Annotated in this window: 25 protein-coding genes; 21 read left to right on the top strand and 4 right to left on the bottom strand. The window is 42.9% G+C overall.

Annotated features, from left to right (window positions below):
• Window positions 1-44 precede the first annotated feature (44 nt).
• Window positions 45-1,061, bottom strand: coding sequence for a DUF1646 family protein (locus M3191_RS03615; protein ID WP_251698133.1), 1,017 nt, complete (start codon window positions 1,059-1,061; stop codon window positions 45-47).
• A 125-nt stretch (window positions 1,062-1,186) separates the two neighbouring features.
• Window positions 1,187-2,680, bottom strand: coding sequence for a peptide MFS transporter (locus M3191_RS03620; RefSeq protein ID WP_251698135.1), 1,494 nt, complete (start codon window positions 2,678-2,680; stop codon window positions 1,187-1,189).
• 273 nt (window positions 2,681-2,953) lie between these two features.
• Between M3191_RS03620 and M3191_RS03625 the strand changes: the two genes are divergently transcribed.
• The 10 genes from M3191_RS03625 (at window position 2,954) to M3191_RS03670 (ending at window position 13,875) form a co-directional block, all read left to right on the top strand.
• Window positions 2,954-4,840: an ABC-F family ATP-binding cassette domain-containing protein gene (locus M3191_RS03625; protein WP_251698137.1), complete on the top strand. Its 1,887-nt coding sequence runs from the start codon at window positions 2,954-2,956 to the stop codon at window positions 4,838-4,840.
• Window positions 4,841-4,857: 17 nt separating this feature from the next.
• Window positions 4,858-5,994 (top strand): conserved virulence factor C family protein, encoded by a 1,137-nt coding sequence (locus M3191_RS03630; RefSeq protein ID WP_251698139.1) that lies wholly within the window; start codon window positions 4,858-4,860, stop codon window positions 5,992-5,994.
• Window positions 5,995-6,102: 108 nt separating this feature from the next.
• Entirely contained in the window at window positions 6,103-6,540 is a 438-nt protein-coding gene (locus M3191_RS03635; protein WP_251698141.1) for a BrxA/BrxB family bacilliredoxin, read from the top strand.
• The gene (locus M3191_RS03640; RefSeq protein ID WP_251698143.1) at window positions 6,530-7,315 is read left to right on the top strand and encodes a class I SAM-dependent methyltransferase; all 786 of its coding nucleotides are present in this window, start codon (window positions 6,530-6,532) and stop codon (window positions 7,313-7,315) included. The genes M3191_RS03635 and M3191_RS03640 overlap by 11 nt, the downstream gene beginning before the upstream one ends.
• Window positions 7,316-7,623: 308 nt before the next feature.
• The gene (locus M3191_RS03645; RefSeq protein ID WP_251698144.1) at window positions 7,624-8,226 is read left to right on the top strand and encodes a YpjP family protein; all 603 of its coding nucleotides are present in this window, start codon (window positions 7,624-7,626) and stop codon (window positions 8,224-8,226) included.
• Between the two features lie 964 nt (window positions 8,227-9,190).
• Entirely contained in the window at window positions 9,191-10,189 is a 999-nt protein-coding gene (locus tag M3191_RS03650; RefSeq protein WP_251698145.1) for a sulfonate ABC transporter substrate-binding protein, read from the top strand.
• Complete coding sequence (gene ssuC / locus M3191_RS03655; RefSeq protein WP_251698147.1) at window positions 10,186-10,968, top strand: aliphatic sulfonate ABC transporter permease SsuC; 783 nt, start codon at window positions 10,186-10,188, stop codon at window positions 10,966-10,968. Before M3191_RS03650 ends, ssuC begins: the two co-directional genes overlap by 4 nt.
• 14 nt (window positions 10,969-10,982) lie before the next feature.
• Window positions 10,983-11,777: an ATP-binding cassette domain-containing protein gene (locus tag M3191_RS03660; protein ID WP_251698149.1), complete on the top strand. Its 795-nt coding sequence runs from the start codon at window positions 10,983-10,985 to the stop codon at window positions 11,775-11,777.
• Window positions 11,778-11,899: 122 nt separating this feature from the next.
• Window positions 11,900-12,556, top strand: coding sequence for a YitT family protein (locus tag M3191_RS03665; protein WP_251698150.1), 657 nt, complete (start codon window positions 11,900-11,902; stop codon window positions 12,554-12,556).
• A 152-nt stretch (window positions 12,557-12,708) separates the two neighbouring features.
• A complete protein-coding gene (locus M3191_RS03670; RefSeq protein ID WP_435368145.1) occupies window positions 12,709-13,875 on the top strand; it encodes an MFS transporter in 1,167 nt (388 codons plus the stop codon).
• Window positions 13,876-13,997: 122 nt separating this feature from the next.
• On the opposite strand, the gene M3191_RS03675 is transcribed toward M3191_RS03670, so the two are convergent.
• A complete protein-coding gene (locus M3191_RS03675) occupies window positions 13,998-14,273 on the bottom strand; it encodes a YqhV family protein (protein ID WP_251694532.1) in 276 nt (91 codons plus the stop codon).
• 239 nt (window positions 14,274-14,512) lie between these two features.
• Between M3191_RS03675 and M3191_RS03680 the strand changes: the two genes are divergently transcribed.
• Window positions 14,513-15,454: a thymidylate synthase gene (locus M3191_RS03680; protein ID WP_251698155.1), complete on the top strand. Its 942-nt coding sequence runs from the start codon at window positions 14,513-14,515 to the stop codon at window positions 15,452-15,454.
• Window positions 15,455-15,474: 20 nt separating this feature from the next.
• Entirely contained in the window at window positions 15,475-15,960 is a 486-nt protein-coding gene (locus M3191_RS03685; RefSeq protein WP_251698157.1) for a dihydrofolate reductase, read from the top strand.
• Window positions 15,961-15,974: 14 nt separating this feature from the next.
• Here the strand turns inward: M3191_RS03685 and trhA are convergent, their stop codons facing one another.
• A complete protein-coding gene (gene trhA / locus M3191_RS03690) occupies window positions 15,975-16,610 on the bottom strand; it encodes a PAQR family membrane homeostasis protein TrhA (protein WP_251698159.1) in 636 nt (211 codons plus the stop codon).
• A gap of 72 nt (window positions 16,611-16,682) precedes the next feature.
• On the opposite strand from trhA, the gene M3191_RS03695 reads away from it, so the two are divergent.
• The 9 genes from M3191_RS03695 (at window position 16,683) to M3191_RS03735 (ending at window position 23,494) form a co-directional block, all read left to right on the top strand.
• Complete coding sequence (locus tag M3191_RS03695) at window positions 16,683-17,522, top strand: DegV family protein (RefSeq protein ID WP_251698161.1); 840 nt, start codon at window positions 16,683-16,685, stop codon at window positions 17,520-17,522.
• A gap of 46 nt (window positions 17,523-17,568) precedes the next feature.
• On the top strand, window positions 17,569-18,381 hold the full coding sequence (locus M3191_RS03700; protein WP_251698163.1) for a GDSL-type esterase/lipase family protein: 813 nt from the start codon (window positions 17,569-17,571) through the stop codon (window positions 18,379-18,381).
• Window positions 18,382-18,393: 12 nt separating this feature from the next.
• Window positions 18,394-18,969, top strand: a complete 576-nt coding sequence (locus M3191_RS03705; RefSeq protein WP_251698165.1) for a YpmS family protein — start codon at window positions 18,394-18,396, stop codon at window positions 18,967-18,969.
• Window positions 18,970-18,981: 12 nt separating this feature from the next.
• Window positions 18,982-19,512 (top strand): peptide-methionine (S)-S-oxide reductase MsrA, encoded by a 531-nt coding sequence (gene msrA, locus M3191_RS03710; protein ID WP_251698167.1) that lies wholly within the window; start codon window positions 18,982-18,984, stop codon window positions 19,510-19,512.
• Window positions 19,509-19,946: a peptide-methionine (R)-S-oxide reductase MsrB gene (msrB, locus tag M3191_RS03715; protein ID WP_251698169.1), complete on the top strand. Its 438-nt coding sequence runs from the start codon at window positions 19,509-19,511 to the stop codon at window positions 19,944-19,946. The genes msrA and msrB overlap by 4 nt, the downstream gene beginning before the upstream one ends.
• Before the next feature lies 1 nt (window position 19,947).
• Window positions 19,948-20,169 (top strand): YozE family protein, encoded by a 222-nt coding sequence (locus M3191_RS03720; RefSeq protein WP_251698171.1) that lies wholly within the window; start codon window positions 19,948-19,950, stop codon window positions 20,167-20,169.
• A gap of 80 nt (window positions 20,170-20,249) precedes the next feature.
• On the top strand, window positions 20,250-20,951 hold the full coding sequence (gene deoD, locus M3191_RS03725) for a purine-nucleoside phosphorylase (RefSeq protein WP_251698173.1): 702 nt from the start codon (window positions 20,250-20,252) through the stop codon (window positions 20,949-20,951).
• An 85-nt stretch (window positions 20,952-21,036) separates the two neighbouring features.
• A complete protein-coding gene (locus M3191_RS03730; protein WP_251698175.1) occupies window positions 21,037-22,536 on the top strand; it encodes a S41 family peptidase in 1,500 nt (499 codons plus the stop codon).
• 58 nt (window positions 22,537-22,594) lie between these two features.
• On the top strand, window positions 22,595-23,494 hold the full coding sequence (locus M3191_RS03735; RefSeq protein ID WP_251698177.1) for a CobW family GTP-binding protein: 900 nt from the start codon (window positions 22,595-22,597) through the stop codon (window positions 23,492-23,494).
• Window positions 23,495-23,515 lie beyond the last annotated feature (21 nt).

Genomic DNA, 23,515 nt, shown 5'->3' on the forward strand with positions numbered 1-23,515 from the left:
ATAACGGCCGGCCACTGGTTCATAATCCAGTGACTGGCCGTTTTTTATCCGAATATGACAATTACAATGAAATAGATGACCATTGCAATCAAACCGATTGGAACTCCGAATCTTGCCCACTCGACACTTTTAATATTCAATTTCCCAGCAGCGATAATATTCGGGATATTCCCAGGGATTAGCATCCCCCCACTGATGAGTAGACCTAGCAGGATTGCCTTAATTGTAGGTTCGTCCATTTCACTGCTGATTTCTGCGGCTGCAAGCGTTGCATTATCCAGTACCGCAGAAATCATATTGATCCAGTAGAGGACATATGGGTTCAAGTCCAGTAGGAATCTTTTTATGAACGGTTCGAAGCCTGCACCCAATAGTGTCAACGCCATGACAAATAGATAAACTTTAAAGCCTCTGATCAGGATATCCAACAACGATTCTTTCCCTTGTTTCGCCTTTAAGCCCCCGTACTTTTTGACGGGTCGGATTAATATAATTGCCAATAAGCCGAAAGCGAAAACTCCAGGGATGACATCAGGTCCAATAAGTCTTAAAAGATAAAAGAAATTTTCATCCAATTTACTTGTTGCGATTGTGGATAGCGGTTCGCCGATTGGAGTCAATACAGCCCCCATTCCAATCGAATAACAGGCGAGTATGACAAAACGGACTTCCGATTTGCGATCCAGTTCCAAAACACTGACGATCGCAACTAAAACTAGAGCTGCGATGATTGCCGTGATGACACTTGAAACAATCCCGAGAATAATAATGACCAGCGCTAGAAATAGTCTGAATGGTAATATCCGACTTACTCCTTTGATCATTTTTTCAAAAGGCTTCTGCAACCATTTGAAAATGAGGCCAGCTACTATGACGGCAATCGTAATATGTATTGGATCTTCCAGCGCTTTCAACACTAAATCCTTATTCAAAACTCCGCTGACTACGACCGCTGCGATGCCCATAACGAAGAGGAACACTTCCAGATTGCGTTCGACGAACGGGATGGTAAAGGGTAAGAACAAAACCAAAGCCAAGATGATCGACAATCCCAAAATCATAATCATTCCCCATCTCTGTAACGGAATTAACTTTCAATTCTATCATATCATTTTGATATTCAGAGGAGAACAATCTATTGAAAATAAAAAAGCAATGCCAGCGATGGCATTGCTTTTTACAATAATTAATGAACACCCTTCATAAACCTCGAGATAACTGGGGAGATGGCGAAAAGGATTAAGCTTAAAGCGATCGCCACACCGCCAATGACACCAAAATACATCATTTCAGTTTCAACAGAGTAAAACTTCACAAGTTGTGCATTTAGTGCTTGAGCCGCTGCGTTCGACAGGAACCATAAACTCATCGTCTGCGCGGAGAAGGCCGTCGGTGCCAGTTTTGTCGTTGCGGACAATCCCACTGGCGATAGGCAAAGTTCCCCTAATACTGCAATGAATATACTAAGGACAAGCCAAAGTGGATTCACAAGCGTATTCGCTCCACCGAAATAGGCCGGCAACAGAATGACAATGAACGAAAGCCCGGCAAAAAGAATTCCGAATGAGAATTTTTGTGGAATCGTCGGTTGGCGATTGCCCATTTTAATCCACAACCACGCAAAGACCGGTGCTAACACAATGATGAATAATGGATTAAACGATTGGAACCACGCAGGTGAGATATGGAAGCCGAATACATCCAAATTCGTACGCTTGTCTGCATAGAGCGCCAGAATGGTTGAACCTTGTTCTGCAATCGACCAAAACATGACAGAAGCCAAAAACAATGGAATGTAGGCAAGAATTCTTGATTTTTCATCTGAATTCGTCTTTTTGCTTCGATACATGACGACAAAATAACAGAAAGGAATTAAGAATCCAAGGATCCCTACTAAGCCGATGAATGAGTCGAATGTGAGCCATCCTCTAGGAATGGAAATGACCATAAGGATGACTAAGATAACAACAGCCCCCAAAGTAGTCAACATGAAGCGTTTGCGTTCTTCAGGCTTCAATGGATTCGGGACTTGCGTACCGGCTAGACCCAAGTTTTTCTTTTTCGTCAACATGAATATGACAAGTCCGAAGAACATCCCGATTGCAGCGATGCTGAATCCAAGATGGAAGTTATATTTCAATCCGATCTCTCCTACAATCAAAGGAGAGAGGAAGCCACCCATATTAATGCCCATATAGAAAATACTGAAGCCAGAATCACGGCGAATATCGTTAATGTCATACATATCTCCGACGATGCTCGAAACGTTCGGTTTCAATAGACCTGTCCCAAGAACAATCAATCCCATTGAGATGAAGAGCGCTGTCGCTCCTCCTGGCATTGCAAGGACAATATGGCCAAACATGATCAGAATTCCGCCGTAGAAAACGGCTTTCGACGTTCCGAACAGACGGTCTGCGAGCCATCCTCCGATTATGCCGGACATATAGACGAGTGCACCATAAATGGACATGATGGAAAGTGCCGTCGTCTCACTAATTCCGAGTCCGCCTTTGGTAACCTCGTAGTACATGTAGAAGAGGAGGATTGCCCTCATGCCGTAATAGGAAAAGCGTTCCCAAAATTCTGTAAAAAACAAAGTGAAAAGACCTTTTGGATGACCGAAGAATCCTTTTTGGGGAACGCTTTCAACAATTTGCTCTTTCGTAATTTGTGACATTTGAAATGTTGCCTCCTTTAGTATTTCATTATTATATAGACAAATTAATTATATTGTCAAAATAAAAATAGACAATTTTAAATTTGTTTTTACCGTGATAATATAATGTTTTCTGACACCTCCATTATTTTTAAAATTAAATTTATATTGAAATATCTGTTGGAATATTTTTCTGTAGGACCTGTTTTTTGAAGAACGGTTCGTCTGCGTTCAAAAATGTTTGAATATGAGCTATCATGTAGATATGCAGTTAGTAGAAATGGAAGTGTTGTTATGAGCCAATTGATTGTTGAAAATCTAACAAAAAGTGTTGGGGAAAAAACGTTGTTCCGTGATATTTCCTTCACGATCTTGAGTGGCGATAAGGTAGGCTTGATTGGGATAAATGGAACAGGGAAGTCTACGCTCCTCTCAATTATAGCGGGTTTAGAGGACGCGGACGCGATCACGAAAGAGCATCCGAATAAATATAGCATTTCTTATTTACCTCAATCACCTAAGCTCGACCCGGATAAATCAGTTATGGAAACAGTTTTTATGTCTGATGCGCCGATTATTAAATTGAATTTGGAATACGAGCATGCATTAGCGCAACTTGCAAACGATTCTTCTTCAGCTGAAAATCAGGCACATTTCTCACGGCTGCAAAACGAGATGGATGCTAGATCGGCGTGGGACTTGAATACCAAGGCAAGGATGGTCCTAACGAAATTGGGGATTGATTCATTCGATAAAAAGATGGGCGAGCTATCCGGTGGGCAACAGAAGCGTGTAGCTTTAGCGAAAGTGATCATCGAACCGACAGATCTTTTGCTTCTGGATGAGCCGACGAACCATTTAGATGTCGATTCGATCACTTGGCTCCAGGAATACTTGAAGGGTGAGCAAGGCGCTGTCATGTTCATCACCCACGACCGATACTTCCTGGACGAAGTGGCCACGCATATTTATGAATTGGCCGACCGCAAACTCTACACCCATACGGGGAATTTTGCCGATTATTTGGAATCAAAGGCACTTCGGGAAGAAATGGCGGAAGCGACCGACTCGAAAATGCGCAATCGATACCGAACGGAATTGAAGTGGATCAGGCGAGGAGCCAAAGCCAGATCAACGAAACAGAAGGCGCGGATTGGACGCTTTGAAGAACTTCAGGAGAATTTAAAGAAAGAGGGACCTGCGGTTGACATGGACGTGTCCTTGAAAACTTCCCGTTTGGGCAAGAAAGTGATCGAAGCAGATGCGATCACAAAAGCTTACGGCGAGAAAAAAGTCATCGATCGCTTCAGCTGTATTTTGCAATCGGGTGACCGTATAGCTATTGTCGGTCCGAACGGAGCTGGAAAATCGACGCTTATGAAACTGTTCGCGAAAGATCTTCAGCCGGACAACGGTTCCATTGAGATGGGGTCAACCGTGAAGATTGCCCATTTTCATCAACATCTTCCGAAAATGGACGAAAACAAGAGGATCATCGAATATATTAGGGAAACTTCAAATGATATTGAAGACGGCAGCGGAGTGCGGATATCGGCGACTCAAATGCTGGAACGTTTCCTGTTCCCTTCTTCTTCCCATGGTACCCCGATCGGCAAGCTGTCCGGTGGTGAAAGGAAGCGGCTGTATTTGTTGAAACTGCTCATGGAGCAGCCGAATGTACTGCTGCTCGATGAACCGACGAACGATCTCGATATCGAAACTCTCTCTGTGCTTGAATCATTTATTGATTCCTTTCCAGGTGTTGTGTTGACTATTTCACATGATCGCTTTTTCCTTGATCGGACTTCAACAAAGCTTTGGGTGCTGGACGGCTCAGGTACGATCGAAACCCTTTATGGCGTGTACTCGGACTATTTGGAAATGGAGAATGCCAGAAAAAATGATGCCGTATCCATAAAACCATCCCAAGTTGAACATAAGCCGGAACCAGCTGCCCCTAAAAAACGGATGACCTACACTGAGAAGAAGGAATGGGAATCCATCGAATCAAACATTGCCGATGTAGAAGCGAAGATTGCGTCGACAGAAGCACAAATGGTCGCATCGGGATCAGACTACGACCGTTTGAGTGAATTAACGAAGCAGCTGGATGACTTGAATGCTGAATATGAGCGTTTATTCGAACGATGGGAATATTTACAGGAACTATCCCGATTCTAAGGAGAGGAGTTTACGATATGAATATTGTTACGATAGAACCGACACCAAGTCCGAATTCAATGAAGATTGTATTGGACGAAACACTGCCTATGGGTGTCAGCCATAACTATAAGAAAGAAGATGCCGATGGTGCACCTCACCCAGTATCGAAAATACTTGAAATCAAAGGGGTCAAAGGAATCTACCACGTCATGGATTTCATGGCGGTTGAACGAATAGGCAATATCGCTTGGGAAGATATCCTGTCGGAAGTGCAAGCTGTTTTCAATGATGAATCTGTACTTGTTAATAGAGATTCTGAACAGACACCTGATGATCATTACGGAGAAGTGTATGTCCACGTCCAAACGTATAAGGATATTCCCCTTCAAGTGAAAGTTTTCGATAGCGATTCCGAACTGAGATTTGGTCTAAGTGAACGTTTTCAGGATGCGATGGAAAAAGTCCATAGCACCGAGGTGGAAAACTATATTCTCCTTCGGAAGTGGTCTGACTATGGCATCCGGTATGGTGAGATGCAGGAAATAGGTGAAACTGTCGTTCTGGAAGTTGAAGCCGCCTATCCTGATGACCGATTGCATGAAATTATTCGTCAATTTGCACAGGGAAAAAGCAATGTGGAAGAACGGAAGCGAAAAGTAACGTTATCAGATTTCAACGTGCCAGAATGGGAAAAACGTTTCCAGCTGATTGACCAGATGCCGGATCCGAATGTTTCGGATCTTCCATTACTTGATCGGGCATTGGAAGACGAAAAGATGTCGATTCGCCGCCTTGCAACGGTCTATCTCGGCATGATCGAGGACGAGTCTGTCATCCCATATGTAGAAAAGGCGTTGAAAGATAAGAGTTGGGCAGTCCGCAGAACGGCAGGCGATTGCATGAGTGATTTAGGGTTTGCCGGTTTTGAGGATGCTGCAATGAAGGCGTTGAAAGATAAGAACAAGCTTGTCAGATGGCGTGCTGCGATGTTCCTATACGAATCCGGGACCGAAAAATCTTTACCCGCATTGCATGAGTCAGAAAACGACACGGAATTCGAAGTGAAGCTGCAAGTGAGGATGGCCATTGCAAGAATTACTGAAGGTGAAGAGGCGAAAGGATCCATCTGGAAGCAGATGACCGAAATTAACACACATAATAATATTATGTAAACAACTAAAGCTGTATACACGTACAGTAAATAATGAAAACATGAAATTGCTTTGTATTCATTGTAGAATGATACTGAGAGTATTGACTTGTCGAAAGGGGAATAGACCATGAATGCGTACGATGAATATATGAAGAGTATTGTTAAACCAATGAGGGAAGAACTCGTTCAAACGGGCTTCACTGAGCTGACAACAGCCCAAGAGGTGGAAGATACAATGAAAACTCTAGAAGGCACTGCATTGGTTGTCATCAATTCCGTTTGCGGATGTGCAGCAGGATTAGCCCGTCCAGCGGTGAGAGAGTCGCTGCTTACGGTGGAAAATAAACCAGATCATCTATTTACAGTGTTTGCCGGCCAGGACAAAGAAGCGACAGAGACAATGAGAAGCTATTTCCCTGAAGTACCTCCAAGCTCACCTTCTATCGCTGTATGGAAAGACGGAGCGCTTTCCTACTTCATTCCAAGGGAGCAGATCGAGAATTTTGAAATGGAACAGATCAAAGATCATCTGAGCGGCGTTCTCGAACAAGTTTGTGCGAAGTAAAACAATCATCACGACGGCCGGGAGACCAGATTCGAATACGTATAAATTAGCTGAAATTGCTAGTTCGGAACTTGGTTTCCCGATTATCGAAAGAGAGAAACGGTCCGTTTTACGCATGCAGCGTGAATACGAAGCCGATGTACTAGTCGCAGGTAAAGACCGTTATGAACTATTCTGTGAAGGGATGGAAAAACCGCTTTTTTTCCATCCGAATTCGGCGGCTTTCCGACTTAAGCGCATATTGAAAGGTGAAACGGATCCACTTATAGAGGCTGGAGAGTTATCGGAAGGGGATACATTCCTTGACTGTACGCTAGGATTGGCGTCTGATAGCGTTGTTGCTTCCTATATAATAGGGGCGGAAGGGAAATGCCTAGGATTGGAAGCGGATCCGACAGTTGCTTTTCTAGTAAAAACAGGTCTTCGGAGATTTCCTGCCACTTTCGAAGCTTTGGAGACAGCCATGCAGAAGGTTGAAGTCGTTCATTCTGAAGCTATTCAGTTCTTGGAAAATCAGCCCAATCGTTCGTGGGATGTTGTCTACATCGATCCGATGTTTCAAACTCCAATCGAAGAATCGTCGAATTTCAAACCTCTTCGGCAAGCAGGCGTACATACTTCCTTGACTGAAAAGTGGATGGAGGAAGCTTTCCGAGTATGCAACCGACGCGTTGTCGTGAAAGACAGGTTCGATTCAAACGTATTCAGCCAATATGCCATGCAACGTAAAATTAGACCGAACACCAAGTTCCATTTCGGGTACTTGTCCAGATGAAAAAAGCCGTCCATACATTTAAAGTTTGGACGGCTTTTTGTATCAATTTGTAAAGTTCAATGAGCTTAAATAAAGGACGAGTGCGAGCATTCCGATTCCCATAAGTAATTCTACGTTCATTTATAAAAACCTCCTTCATAAAACCTCACAATTATCTTCATTTTTATTGTACAATGAATTTAAGAAATATGAAACCTTTTCAAGCCCATTTCGTAATATGAGTGAGGCAATGAAACATTGAGAGTTAGTATTACTAGCAATTAAGTAATTAGAAATTTTGAAATACATAATAAGAAGCAGGTGACCTGATGAAAAAACATTTGCAAAACCTTATCATCGCACTCGTCGCGGTCCTTACGCTTGGCGTTATTTCTCCAAACCATGAGATATGGACGAATCTGCAACCAAAAGACGACTCGAGGCAAGCCGGCATTCCGACTACCTCCAAACATGACTTACAGTTAGGGTTAGAGGATTCCATTTTCGGGCGAGAATCATTTGGACATACTCTATCAATTGAAGATGCTCTTATGCATCCCGCCAAGGAATTGGCATACTTGAAGTTTGGATCTAGAATAGGTCCAGTCATTCAAAATGAATTTGATAGCATAATTCTCCCGAAGATTGAAGAGGTTATTCAACAGACGGTTGCGTCTGCTGGAGGGCTGGAGAATAGTATGCTCTCCATTACTGAGACTCCTTCCGGTGATTACGCAGAGAAAATGTTTCATGTTTCTAACAAAGATGACAATAAAGATCTTATACGCTTTCATGTACGGACCGAGAAACGGCCCCTAGACGGTTATTACTATAACTTCCACTACCATACCGCAGAAGACGGTTTTACAGTGCATCATTCTCTTGGTGATATATATTGGTCCAAGAACACACCGCCAAAATGGTTATCATAATAAGTCCGCTTAAGAGGGCTTATTCTATAACTGTTGATTTACGTTCCGAGCGGACGCTTTCCGTGGGGCGGGCGGTGAGCCTCCTCGTCGCTTCGCTCCTGCGGGGTCTCACCTGTCCCGCTAATCCCACAGGAAAAGCCGTAACAAAGAACGGCTTTTGCGAGTAAAAGCAAAGCGTTAGGAGCATCTTTCTTCGCCGCTCTACACTCCAATCAACGGGATTAACCTGCATAAATACAAATGTGAAAATCGCGCGATCATTCCCCGAATACCAACTGAAAGCGAATAATAACCTTAATGAGAGAAACACAGTAAGAAATATCAAAGAAATAGGCACCATTTCGTTCAAAGAAAGAACGAAATGGTGCCTTTTTAAAGAAGCAGGGTAAGTACTGTACTCTGTCCTCCAGGATAATCCTTAGAGTAAGATGTCCAGAGGTTCGTGTCTATCTGCACTCCCAATGATCAGTTGATACGTGCCGGCATCTGTATCGCCTCATCGATCGCAATGGCTCTAGGTAGCCGGACACCACTGCGCATCTGCTCTTTTGATTTAGAAGAGATTCGTTGATTGGAGCGTAAGGCGGCGACTCCTGCGAAAGCCGTGACGAAGAACGGCTTTTGCGAGCACAAGCGAAGCGTTGCGAGCAGGATGTGGAGGCTGCCTTAATTTCTGCAAAGAACGCAGAAATTAAGGCAAATCGAACCCTACGTTGTTCGATTGGCTGATGCCGTGCCCGCGGAAAGCGTCCGCCTGGAGCGCAAATCAACTTTTCAAGCAGAGAGACAAACGCATTTTGCACGAACTAACAAAACCGATTTTTCCTATTCAGGGGAGGTCGGTTTTCTTGCTTACAGGGAACACGCCTAAGCCCTTATTCATCTCAATGCATACTTTGTATGAACCAGCTATTTGCCCAACTACAATCAAATGGCTGAAATATTGAGGGGATGTGTACCACTGTTGATCGTAAAGAGATTCAAACATAAGTTAGCATTATTGGGTAGCCTGCTTTTAGTTATGGGATTGGTCTTGAGCGCTTGCGGCACCACTGAAGATGCAAAACCACAAACCACTGCAGACCAAAAGATTCGGATCGGTTATCAGAAAAATGGTCCGTTGTTCATTTTAAAGAACTTAGGAACGTTAGAGAAACGGTTAGAACCGCTAGGATATAAAGTTGAGTGGAATGAATTTCAAGCAGGTCCAGCTCTTCTTGAAGCTTTAAATGCGGGGAGTGTCGATTTCGGAAGAACGGGTAATTCTCCTCCGGTTTTTGCGCAGTCCTCGGGTTCTTCACTGCAATATATAGCAGTGGCATTCTCGAAGTTCAAAGGTTCAGGGATTTTGGTGAAGGATGACTCACCCATCCAAGAACTTGAGGATTTGAAAGGAAAAACAATCGGTTTTGCTAAAGGTTCAAGCTCCCACTTTTTACTTGTGAAAGCCTTGGAGAAGGCTAATCTAAAATATGAGGATATTACACCGGCATTTCTATCGCCGGGAGATGCTCGCGTTGCGTTCGAACAAGGAGACATAGACGCTTGGGTCGTTTGGGATCCATATACGGCTGACACAGAAGTATCAACAGGTGCGCGACTTTTAGTAAACGGTGAAGGGTTAACTACGGACCGGGATTTCTTTCTCTCTTCGTCAGACTTTGCCGCTGAACATAGCGACATCTTGAAGGAAGTCATCGAAGAAATCCAGAACTCCAGTAACTGGGCCAATGAAAATCCTGAAGAACTAACAAAGATGCTCTCAGAAATATTAGGGATTGATGAAGCATCTATGAAATTAGCGGTAGAAAGACGGGTACATGGAGTAGAGAAAGAGATTTCCGAAGAAATCATAGCTGAACAGCAGTCAATCGCAGACACTTTCTTTGAATTAGGAATCATCCCGACAAAAATCAACATAAAGGAAAGGGTATTTTCATTTGAAAAGGATGGGGGGAAATGAGACCCGCATTTACGAAGACCCTTTACAAAACACTCCCTTGGGTCGTACCCTTTCTGCTCCTGATCATATGGCAACTAACAAGTATGACAGGAATCCTATCCGCTAAAACACTATCTGCGCCATCGGATGTCCTCATGGCAGGAGTTGAGCTTACACAATCCGGAGAACTGTTCCGCCACGTTCGGGTGAGCCTTGGGAGGGCTGTAATCGGCTTCTTGATTGGAGGAAGTATCGGGTTCATTTTAGGGCTCGTGAACGGATTATTCCGTACATCTGAACTGTTATTTGATACATCCGTACAGATGCTACGGAATATTCCACATCTGGCGTTAATTCCACTCGTCATTCTATGGTTCGGAATCGGGGAAGAAGCGAAAATCTTCCTCGTTGCGTCAGGGGTACTCTTCCCAATATACATTAATACGTACCACGGCATTAAATCTGTCGACTTAGGGCTAATTGAGATGGGAAAGATTTATGGCTTGAATGAAGTCTCCCTATTTCTCAATGTGATCTTCCCGGGAGCCCTCTCCTCCATCTTAGTCGGAATCCGCTTTTCACTCGGAATTATGTGGATTACCCTCATTGTTGCTGAAACCATCTCCTCCACAGCCGGAATCGGCTATATGGCGATGAATGCCCGGGAATTCATGCAAATGGATATCATTATCCTGAGTATCTTACTGTATGCCTTCCTCGGTAAACTATCTGATATAATTGCACGCTTCCTTGAACAACGATGGCTCAAATGGCATCCAGGATATGCGAAACAACTTTAGGGATGGAGGATAGCATGAAAGAAGAAAAATTTCACGTACAGCTTAGGGATTTACAGAAATCATATAACGGCACAAAGGTACTTGATGAGTTATCCCTAAACATTCGTAAAGGGGAATTTGTTGCGATTGTCGGAAAGAGCGGCTGTGGAAAAAGCACGTTGCTTCGGTTACTCTCCGGTTTGGAAAAACCCTCGGACGGACAGATCCTGATTGAACAAGAACAATTGATGTCGATCAATCGGCAATCGTGCATGATGTTCCAAGATGGACGCCTTTTGCCATGGAAGAGGGTTTTGGATAATGTAGCGTTAGGATTGAAAGGATCTCACCGGGATGAGGCTATGACAGTTTTAAAACATGTCGGTCTCGAACATCGAATCCATGAATGGCCCGCCAAACTATCTGGAGGTCAGAAACAGCGGGTTGCATTAGCGAGGGCACTCATCCATAAGCCTAGTCTGTTGCTGCTCGATGAACCGCTCGGAGCACTCGATGCGTTCACCCGTCTGGAGATGCAGAGTCTAATCGAAAATATATGGCAGGAACACGGGTTTACGGCGTTACTTGTTACGCATGATGTGGAAGAAGCGGTATCTTTGGCAGATCGAGTCATCCTGCTCCAAGACGGAATGATTGCACAAGATGTGGCGATTCCACTTCCGAGGCCAAGACAACGAGACCATACCACCTTCACTTCTACTGTCAACCAAATCTTAAAGCAGATCCTTCATGAGCCGAATCCTAGCGAACCAAACAGGTCGGAAGAGATTAGTTATCAGCTCAGATCAGTACCTAAAGCCGTCCTATAAAAACTTGCCGGGACAATCGATTGACGAATGTCCCGGCAAAATGATGGTATCCATTCTTTTGTCAAAGCATAGACTTAAAGCAGCACTAACCATTGTGCTATACCTAATTAGGATGATGCCAAGTGAAAAGAAGAACTCATAGACAACCCGCTAAAAACATTCGCAGTTTCTTAAGAAAATATATTCTTGTGACAATAGGGGCCGTTATCCAAGGCTTCGCAATGGGCGTGTTTCTGTTTCCAAACTATATTCCCTCAGGTGGAGCGGGCGGCTTTACAGTATTGTTGAACTATTGGTTCGGAATTCCTTTAAGTCTGGCTCTTTGGATCATGAATGCTTCGATGTTATTATTCGCCTTACATTATCTCGGCGGCAAAAGTACAGTTGGCACCCTCTTTGGAATTACCGTCACCTCAATCTCCGTTAATCTGTTTGAAGTGTCTATGGATTCCCCGTTCTCAACTGTTTCGCTCGACCTATTATTCGGATCTGTTTTTTTGGGTACTGGAATTGCCATTCTTCTAAGACAGGGTGTATCGAATGGTGGCGTAGGAGTTATCGCGTTGATTATTGCCAAGTACAAGAAAATCAATCCAGGAAAGTCCCTATTTTGGATCAATGGCATCATCTTTGTTATAACTGGTTACGTCATTGTATGGGAAATTATCATTCAAGCATTGATTTGCCAATGGTTATCTACAACGATTGTTAGACGTTTATATATTGTACGTGTCCCGAGAAAAAGAGTGATTATTGATTTGATATGGGGAAGGGATTAGGTATAAAGTGGTTTAGCGCATAAATTAAACACGTAAGGAAACCATACCTTTAATCAGCAAAAATTTTGATTGGACGAGGTGTGGTTTTGGGAAAAAGTGTTGATAAAGTGAGTGTTTGGTGTATTGTAAGTTTGGCTTCAATTCCTCTCATCATGACGCTAGGAAATTCCATGCTTATTCCCGTGCTTCCTATAATGGAAGACAAAGTTGGAATTTCATCATTTCAATCGAGTATGATCATTACGAGCTATTCAGTTGCGGCTATTTTCCTTATACCAGTAGCAGGTTATTTATCAGATCGCTTTGGGCGAAAAATGGTGATATTACCTAGTTTAATCGTTTCTTTAATCGGAGGTCTGGTAGCTGGCTTTGCTTCGTGGAAGATGGAGGACCCTTACTCGGTTATTATTATCGGCCGGGTTTTACAGGGGATAGGGACGGCTGGAGCCATGCCGATTGTATTGCCACTCGTTGGAGACCTATATCAAGATGACAGCGAAAAAACGAGTTCTTGTTTAGGTATTATAGAAACGTCGAACGCGTTTGGAAAAGTGTTAGCCCCCATCTTAGGTTCAGTATTTGCCGCTATATTATGGTTCCTGCCGTTCTTCTCCATTTCAGCGCTCAGTTTAATTTCAATTGTACTCATATTTTTCTTTGTTAAAGTTCCGAAAGAAAAAGATGAACCAGTAAAGTTTAAAAAGTTTTTAGGTGACACAAAAAAAATATTTAAAACAGAAGGCAAATGGCTGTATACCGTATTTCTTAATGGGGTTCTTGTGATGCTGGTTTTATTCAGTATGTTATTTTTCTTATCGGAAAACCTGGAAAAAGTCCATGATATAAAGGGCATTAAGAAAGGTTTCGTCCTTGCAATTCCGCTTTTATTTTTTTGTGTTGCTTCTTTTGTTTCCGGTCGAAAAATTAAAGGGAATCTACCGACCATTAAAAAAGTAATGATTGCTTGCTTGATCGCAATGTCAGCTAGTGTCATTTTCGTTGGGTTTACGAGCAAAAAGCTTATCCTTCTGTTAGTCGTCACGAGTGCAGTGGGCATCGCAATTGGCGCTTTATTGCCTGCACTTGACGCAATTATTACGGAAAATATAAAAAAGGAGTTAAGGGGTACCGTTTCTTCTTTTTATAGTTCAGCAAGATTTATCGGTGTTGCAGCAGGTCCTCCTATTATGTCACTAGCCATGAAAGATTTTCTTAAAGGAAGTTATATTATCGCAGGTGTACTCGGTGTTATCCTAACGTTCATTGTTGTTAAGTTCATTAAAGTCAATGAAATTGAAGAATCGAATAAAGTAACATAAAGCGATTCTTCAATCAGTGAAGGTTTTACTGTCCATTTCTGGGGAATAAAAAATAAGGACCTAACAGCAATGTTGAGCTGTAAGGGTCCTTTTTATAATGCTGATATGTAAATAATGAGCGTTTAATTTGATTTCAAACTAAAAAGAATGAGGGAAATTCCGGCGAAAAGGCAAACCATTCTTGTTAATGAAATTTTATCAGCCAAACCATGTAAGGCTAGTCCAGTTGTAACAATTAAAATACATGGACCTACTAAAGCAAGCAGCGAATTAATATAAAAGGCTTTTTCCAAATCATTGAACTTAAACATAAATGCGGCAGCTGTTATTTCTATGCTTCCTGAAATTACTCTTAAAATAATGATAAAAAGCAGTGCCCTTTCTATAATGGTAACCACATCCCCTAATCGTATTCAATCCTACTATATGCAACGGCAGCAAGAATTATTTTGGAACATTGCAACCCGGATAGGGTGTTTAAATGATAGGAGTTCCGGTGTTGTTCAGTTTATAAGGTAATGGTTTCTAGGAGGTTTATCGACCACGTTCAATAAAAACTCCTGATGCAATGCCGCCTAGGCGATATTGGTTATGATTTTTGATATACTGTCAAGTAAGCACAAGGAGGGTTAAAACAATGAAACAATACTTAGAGTTATGCTCCCATATCCTTGAAAAAGGGACTGTGAAAGAGGATAGAACGGGAACAGGGACAATTAGCGTGTTCGGCTATCAGATGAGATTCGACCTGCAAGAAGGATTCCCTTTGATGACGACAAAAAAAACAGCATTCCGCCTGATTGCCTCAGAATTGTTATGGTTTTTAAAAGGTGACACAACTCTTCGAACGTTAATTAATGACCGAAATCCGATTTGGGATGAGTGGGGTTTCGAAAAATGGGTGGAAAGCTCGGAATACGAAGGGCCGGATATGACTGATTTCGGGAGGCGCAGTCTTCAAGACGAGGAGTTCGCAAATACATATAAAGAGGAAATGGCCGCTTATAAGAAACGGATTCTTGAAGATGATGAATTTGCAGCAAAATATGGAGATCTCGGGCCGATATACGGAAAGCAATGGAGATCTTGGAATGCGGGAGAGGGAGTCATCGATCAGATTGATCAGTTGATTGATGGGATAAAACGAAATCCTGATTCGCGCAGACATATTGTCACTGCCTGGAATCCATCCGAAGTGAATGATATGGCTTTGCCTCCTTGCCATGCACTATTTCAGTTTTACGTTGCGAACGGCAAACTTTCCTGCCAACTCTATCAAAGAAGCGGGGATGTATTCCTTGGTGTGCCATTCAACATTGCATCATACGCATTGCTTGTTCATCTGATCGCGCATGAATGTAATTTGGAAGTCGGAGAATTCATCCATACGCTTGGTGACGCACATATTTATCTGAACCATATGGAACAAGTTAAGGAACAATTATCAAGGACACCGAAAAAACTGCCTACATTGAAATTGAATACGGACGGTAAATCCATTTTTGAATTGACCATTGATGATATTGCAGTTGAAGGCTATGATCCATATCCGAGAATTAAAGCGCCGATTGCGGTTTAACTTAGAAAGAGGATGATACTATGATTTCTTTACTTGTAGCTTATGATCTTAACCGGGTGATCGGCATTGATAATAAAATGCCGTGGCATATCCCGGAAGAGTTGAAGTACTTTAAAAAAGTAACGATGGGCAAGGCCATGGTTATGGGAAGAAAAACGTTTGAATCAATCGGTCGACCGTTGCCAGGGCGATTGAATATTATTGTTACACGCAACAAAGATTATGCAGCCCAGGGAACAGAAGTGTTCCATGATCTTCACAAAGCAATTGAACGAGGGAAATCGTACTCCGATGAAGTTGTTATTATCGGGGGTGCTGAAATCTTCAAGTTAACGATGGATATTGCTGATCGTTTATACATAACGGTCATCCGCAAAGAGTTTGATGGGGATACGTTTTTCCCTGAAATCGACGATAGCTGGAAGCTTGTTTCTCAATCGGCCGACCAATTTACTGAAGATGGGATACCGTATTCGTATTTGATATATGATAAGACGCAGAAATAAATAAAAAAGCGTCCTCATACATAAAGGAGGACGCTAAAAAACATGGAAGCACTGCCGGCGATGACAAAGATATGCCAGATTGCGTGATTGAAAGGGATTTTCCTCCATGCATAGAAGATCGAACCGAATGTGTAGAGGATTCCGCCGATCACTAATAATACGAAGCCTTCAATCGGCAAATTGATATATAAAGGTTTAATGGCTGAAACGATCAACCAGCCCATCACAATATAGAATACGAGTGAAACAGCTTCGTATTTATGGATGAAAAACACTTTGAATAGTATTCCTGCAATGGCAAGTCCCCAGATGACTCCGAAAAGTGACCATCCGAGGGCTCCTTTGATCGTGACTAGTAGAAATGGCGTGTATGTGCCTGCGATTAGGATATAAATCGCGGAATGATCAAAAATGGAAAACAATTGTTTCAGTTTTACAGGCATACTGTGTAGGAGTGTGCTCATTAGGAACAAGAGCACCATGGACACTCCGAAAATAGTGTAACTGACTATAGCGGTTGCACTGCCATGTTTTATTCCTGCAATTACGAGCAATACAAGTGCTGGAATGCTCAATGCAAATCCAATACCGTGTGTGATCGCATTCCAAAGTTCCTCTCTTGGATTTTTATAATCAAATGCTTCGGACATAATAAAACCTCCTTGCAGTTACAATCCTAACATACTATGACTGCCGCCAATATAATAAAGGAAGTGCTATACTTGAAAAAAATTCATATCGTCACAGACTCGACAGCGGATTTAATAGAAAACTATATTGACCAATATGATATCCATGTTGTTCCGCTCACAATCCATATTGACGGCAATACGTATACCGATGGAGTCGATTTACAGCCAGAATCATTCATAGAAAAGATGAAAGGGAGCAATGAGCTTCCTAAGAGTTCACAGCCTGCCGCCGGCGTTTTCAAACAACTATACGACCGCCTTGGCCAAGATGGCAGTGAAATCATATCCATCCATATGACGGGCGGAATGAGCGGAACTGTAAAATCTGCCGAAGCCGCTGCTGAAATGACCGATTCGAAAGTGACTGTCATTGACTCCATGTTTATTTCACATGCTTTGACGTTTCAAGTCGTGGAAGCTGCCAGAATGGCCAGTGAAGGGAGAAGTGTGGACGAGATTGTAAAGAGGTTGGCTGATGTACGTAAAAATACGACGCTATTCGTTGTCGTCGATATGTTAGACAATCTCGTTAAAGGTGGACGTATCGGCAAAGGGAAGGCGTTGATCGGTTCTCTTTTGAATATAAAGCCGATTGCAACTTTGCAAGACGGCGTCTATACACCAGTAGGCAAAGCACGCAGCCATAAGCAGGTTGTAGCGCAACTTTTCAAAGCCTTCAAAGAAGAGACGGCAGGCAAAATAATCCGTTCAATCGGCATCTCCCATGCGAATGGAATGGCAATGGCTGAGCCGCTAATGCAGCTAATGGAAGAATCAGGATGGAACGATGTCAAGTTCTCCTTCACTTCGCCAATCATCAGCACACATACGGGAGAAGGAGCGATTGGATTCATGTATTATACCGACTGATCACTTGGCAGGCGGTTCAAATTTTAATAAAAGGGGAACTGTGTTTATGAGAAGAATTTTCTTATTGATCGTCTTCTCATTCGTTTTAACAGGATGCCAGGAAAATGCCATATATAAGACAACTTCATTTTCCGAAAGGGAAGGCTTGGCACTATCGGACTATCGCATACCAGACTATTTCATTCCCGAACCGGTTACTGTCATAGGGCTTGGGGATTCACTTACCCAAGGGGTGGGAGATGAGTTGAAGAGAAGCGGATATTTCGGTCGTGTAGCACTGGCAATGAATGACTGGAAAGGTGTTGAAGAGATCGATTCAATAAACTTGGCCAAAAGAGGAAGGCGAAGCGACCAATTGATCGATCAACTGGAAGAGGAAGACATCCAGGCGCAAATTAAGAAGGCAGATGTCATCTATATGACAATCGGCGGAAATGACATGATGAAAATCGTCAAGGCGAACCTTTTCAATTTGACCGCAAAACCGTTTTATGTCGAATTGGGCAAGTTTGAAAATCGCCTCGATGAAATATTCAAGATGATACGCGGATTAAATGGTGATGCAGTCATAGTCGTTGCCGGCTTATATAATCCGTTATCCATCGTCACCGATGAAGCGAATGAATTTGAAACGGTCATCGAAGATTGGAATGAGGCAATTGAAATTCAGGCGATCATGGACGGAAAGGCCTGTTTCGTGCCTGTCGTTGACTTGTTTGTTAGCAATGAAAACATGGTATACCACTCCGATTTCTTTCATCCAAATGCAAAAGGATATGAATCGATGGCAAATCGCTTTATCGAAAAGATCGATCAATGCGGTTTGACGGAATTGTCGGATGGAAAATTGGATATGTAGAGGTGACCGTTGGTGAATCTTTGGAAAATAGCATTTTTCGTGCTAGCCGGCATAATCGTGTCCGGTATTATTGCATTAGTGATTTTACTTGAAGGTCCAGGAGATTCGGATCCGCTTCCACCGTTGAATCAATATTCGCCAAAGGGCAGTGTATTGAGCGTCAAGGCTACCCGTAATGACTTGGAGGCGCTCGCGAATAATTATATCCGAAAAGCGATGAAGGGTGAAAAGCTTCCTGTAACAATGGAAGTGCAGGATGATGTCATGCTCCATTCCGAATTGACCGCATTTGGGATGACTTTTCCCCTCATGATGCATTTTGACCCGGTTGTTCTTAAAGACGGAAATTTAATGCTGAAACAGACTTCTATGGAAATCGGCCCATTGAATCTTCCTCCGTCGACCGTTTTAAGCGTATTGCGCGATTCGTTCAAGTTGCCTCCATGGATGATCGTCAGACCTAAAGAGGAAGAAATATTCATCCACTTATCGGAACTGGAAATCGCAGGGAATTTACAAGTTCGGGCTAAATCGGTCGATCTTGTGAATGATAATATTGAACTTGAAGTGACAATACCCAATGATTGAGGAGTGATAGTATTGGCAATTCAAAAAGCGACGTTCGCCGGAGGTTGTTTTTGGTGCATGGTAAAGCCTTTCGATCGGTATGAGGGCGTCTTATCTGTCATCTCCGGATATACGGGTGGAGATGTTGAAAACCCTTCATATGAACTCGTCTGCACAAATTCGACGGGACATCGTGAGGCAGTTCAAATCACCTTTGATGATTCTGTAATTTCATATGAGGAGCTGCTTGCTATCTTTTGGCGTCAGATTGATCCGACAGATGCAGGGGGGCAGTTTTTCGATCGAGGGGAATCATATCAAACAACGATTTTCACCCACTCAACTGAACAAGAAGAGCTAGCCATGAAATCGAAACAGGAGCTTGCGTCTTCCGGTAAGTTCGACAAGCCGATCAAAACTGAAATTTTAAAAGCAAAACCATTTTATCCTGCGGAAGAAGGACACCAGAACTATTATGCGAAAAACCCTACTCACTACAAACGGTACTCTATCGGATCGGGACGGGAGCAATTCAAAACTGAACATTGGGGTGATCAATCATGAAGGAAGATCTTAAAATGAAACTGACCGATATGCAATACTATGTGACACAGGAAAATGGAACGGAACCGCCATTCAATAATGAATTCGATAGCCACTATGAAGAGGGCATCTACGTAGATATCGTCTCGGGAAAACCGCTTTTCAGCTCCAACGATAAATATGATGCAGGATGCGGTTGGCCGAGCTTCACGAAACCGATTGAGAGCGAGGAAGTGACAGAGCACTTCGATGCAACCCATGGAATGCGGAGGACGGAAGTGCGTAGCCGAACAGCAGATTCCCATTTAGGACATGTTTTCCCTGATGGTCCCGGGCCTGCAGGTCTTCGATATTGCATCAATTCGGCAGCATTACGATTTATTCCTAAAGACGAGCTTGAAGAAGAAGGGTACGGGAAATATTCCCGTTTATTTACTGACGGAAAGGAGGGGTAAGATGGATCGTTCTTTTTATCAATTTGTCTTATCTTTTCGGGGCGGAAAGAAAGACGACGAAAAATCCACTTTTGCAGAAGCGGTGTTCAATGATCACAGTTTTCCTAAAGATGAAAAAGGCTTCGACCCTCTCTCCCGCTACTTGGAGGAAAAAGCGGATCCCGAAATGCCAAGCATAGTTTTCGATGAATTGTATACATTGTACAAAGAGCGGTTCCAGTAGGGCCGGAGCATCATCTTCATTGCATAAAATGAGGATTAACTGTATGATTAGAAAAGAAATTTGAAAGTGAGGCGTGTACATTGAGCATACATATTAATGCGAAAAAAGGCGATATTGCAGATACGATTCTCCTTCCGGGAGACCCATTGCGTGCAAAATATATCGCAGAAACATTCTTGGAAGATGTAACACAGTATAATGAAGTGAGGAATATGTTCGGATACACAGGAACATATAAAGGGAAGCGCATATCTGTGCAAGGGACAGGTATGGGCGTTCCGTCAATTTCCATTTACATTAATGAGTTGATGCAAGAATATGATGTACAAAAATTGATCCGCGTGGGAACTTGTGGCGCAATACAAAAAGACGTGCATGTGCGCGACGTTATTTTAGCACAAAGTGCGACAACGAATTCACCAATCAACCGGACGTTTTTCAACGGTGTCGATTATGCACCGACAGCAGATTTCGATTTATTGCTCAAGGCTTATAATGCAGGTCTGGAAAAGGGTCTAAAGTTGAAAGTTGGTAACATCTTCACAGAAGACTTCTTCTACAATGAGCATGCAGAGCATGAAAAACTGGCGCAATACGGTGTGTTAGCTGTCGAAATGGAAGCGGCTGCCCTCTACACATTGGCTGCAAAATTCGGAAGACAGGCATTAGCAGTATTGACGGTAAGCGACCATATCCTTACAGGTGAAGTCACAACTGCCGAAGAACGCCAAACGACATTTAATGACATGATTGTTGTTGCACTTGAAGCTGCAATTCAATAATAAGGCAACGGAGGACCGCTCGCTGCATCAACGGCGGTCTTTTTTTGAATGAACCGTTATAACGGGAATGAAAGTGGGGAATGGGATGGACGAAAAAGAGAAAAATGGTGGTCCTGAAGCTGAAACGAACTACGAACCACCGGCAAAACGTTATATACGAATGAAACCGTTCTCGTTAGTCATGCTCATATTCGGCCTTGTTCTTGCGACAGCCGCGGTGACTTTTTTTGCGTTGACGACGGGGGAGGATAAGGTCGTTGAAGTGGTCAGTCCTCAAAATCCGGCGGCAGAGCGTAAGGAATTTAAAAAGCTTTATGAAGCTTATGATGAAATGAAAAAAACCTATTATAACGAAATTGATGAATCGGCAGTTATCGATGGTGCAATCAATGGGATGATTGAAGCGCTAGGCGATCCTTTTTCGGACTATTTGAATGAGAAGGAAGCACGTCAATTAACTGAAAGTATTTCTTCGAGTTTTGAAGGAATCGGTGCAGAAATTCAGGAATTGAACGGGTATATTAATGTCGTTTCACCTATAAAGAATTCGCCCGCGGAACGCGCAGGCATCTTGCCGAATGATTTAATCATCGCAGTAGACGGCAAAAGCATCCAAGGTATGTCCTCATCAGAAGCTGTCCTTCTAATTAGAGGGAAAAAGGGAACAACGGTCACTCTTTCCGTCCGACGAGGCGAAATTGGAGAGCCATTTGACGTGAAAATAGAAAGAGACGTCATTCCGATTGAAACTGTATATGCTGAAATGCTTGATAACAACATTGCACATATTCATATAACAAGCTTTTCTGAACATACGTATGATGAATTATTGGCTGCGTTGGATGAAATGGAAAACAAAGGAATGGCCGGCCTTATAGTGGATGTCCGTCAAAATCCAGGCGGTATGCTGAACACGGCAATCGATATTTCTGACCTATTCGTTGAAAAGGATAAAAACCTCTTCCAATATGAAGGCAAAGGAAATAATCCCGAAGTATATGTTGCATCCGACGGTAAAAAAGTAGAGGTCCCTGTGACACTAATCATCGATGACGGCAGTGCCTCTGCATCTGAAATTTTGGCAGGCGCTTTAAAAGAATCTGCAAATGTACCTCTTATCGGCATTAAGACATATGGGAAAGGAACTGTCCAGACACCAAAAGATTTGCCGGACGGCTCCAACTTGAAACTGACAACAGCCAAATGGTTGACACCGAATGGCAACTGGATACATGAAAAAGGAATCGAGCCTGACATCGAAGTCCCGTACCCATCTTACGCCACGCTCCCATTCCTTGATCCGTCAATGGAAATGAAAGAGGGAATGGTATCACCTGCAATCAAGACAGCTGAGGAAATGCTGAGCGCTGTCGGATATGATCCGGGAGAGATCGATGGTCTGTTCGATCAAACGACGCAGACAGCGGTCACAGAACTCCAAAAAGCATTGTCGTTAAAAGCGGATGGCATTTTAGTTGGCGATACGACATATGGTTTGATGAATGAACTGAGAAATAAAATCCATGAAGAAGATCCGCAGTTGCTAAAAGCGAAAGAAGTCTTATTGGAACAGATCAAAAAATGATTGAAAAGCGTCCACTCCTCGCGGTTGGGCGCTTTTCATGTATAAAAGAGGGGTACAGATGATTGACGTATATTTGTTAAGCGGTTTTTTAGGAAGCGGTAAAACATCATTATTACTGAATTTGATTTCCCAACTGAAAGAACAAGGAAAAAAACCGGCGATTTTCATGAACGAATTCGGATCTATTTCAATCGACTCCGATACAGTCGGAAAGGAAAAAGACATTCCATTGAAAGAACTCTTAAATGGATGCATTTGTTGTACCGGTTCTGAAAAGACGGAGGCGCAGCTGCAAGGACTGTTGGAAGAGAATGATGACATCGATGTCATATTGATTGAGACGACGGGTGCAGCTCATCCTGTAGAAGCGTTAGACGCTGTTTTCTCGCCTATTTTCGCAGAAAGGCTGCATTTCAAAGGAATTGTAACTGTGGCAGACGCAAAACGATGGCTGGAAAGGAATAAGATGTCGCCTCAGATCCGATCATTATTCATGGAACAGATTCGCCATGCGCATGTTCTCTTGGCTAATAAAACTGATTTATTGTCAGAATCGGAATTAGCAACCGTTTCAATGGAACTTTCCAATTTCAATAATGCTGCGCCCGTTATCCAGACTACGAATGCAGAAATCTCTTTCTCCTTCATCGAAGAAATGCTCAGTGAGGCTCCAAAACCGACACGGGATTCCATCGTTTCTGGTCGGAACCTACCTTTGACATCCAAGTTGATAACGTTTGATGAGCCGGTTGATAAAGAGGAATTCGAAGAGTGGGTCAAATCACTACCAGATACAGTTTATCGGATGAAAGGCTACGTGCCGGTTAAAGGAATAACAAACCCCTACCTTTTCCAGTATGCATACGGAATGGTCAATTGGCTACCGGAGTATATAAAAATGGAACCGAAACTTGTAATCATCGGAGAGGGAATCAAAGATATAGAGTATAAGGAATAATAGCAGTGGCGTGACTGTCAA

The organism is Sporosarcina luteola (assembly GCF_023715535.1).
Lineage (GTDB): Bacteria > Bacillota > Bacilli > Bacillales_A > Planococcaceae > Sporosarcina > Sporosarcina luteola_B.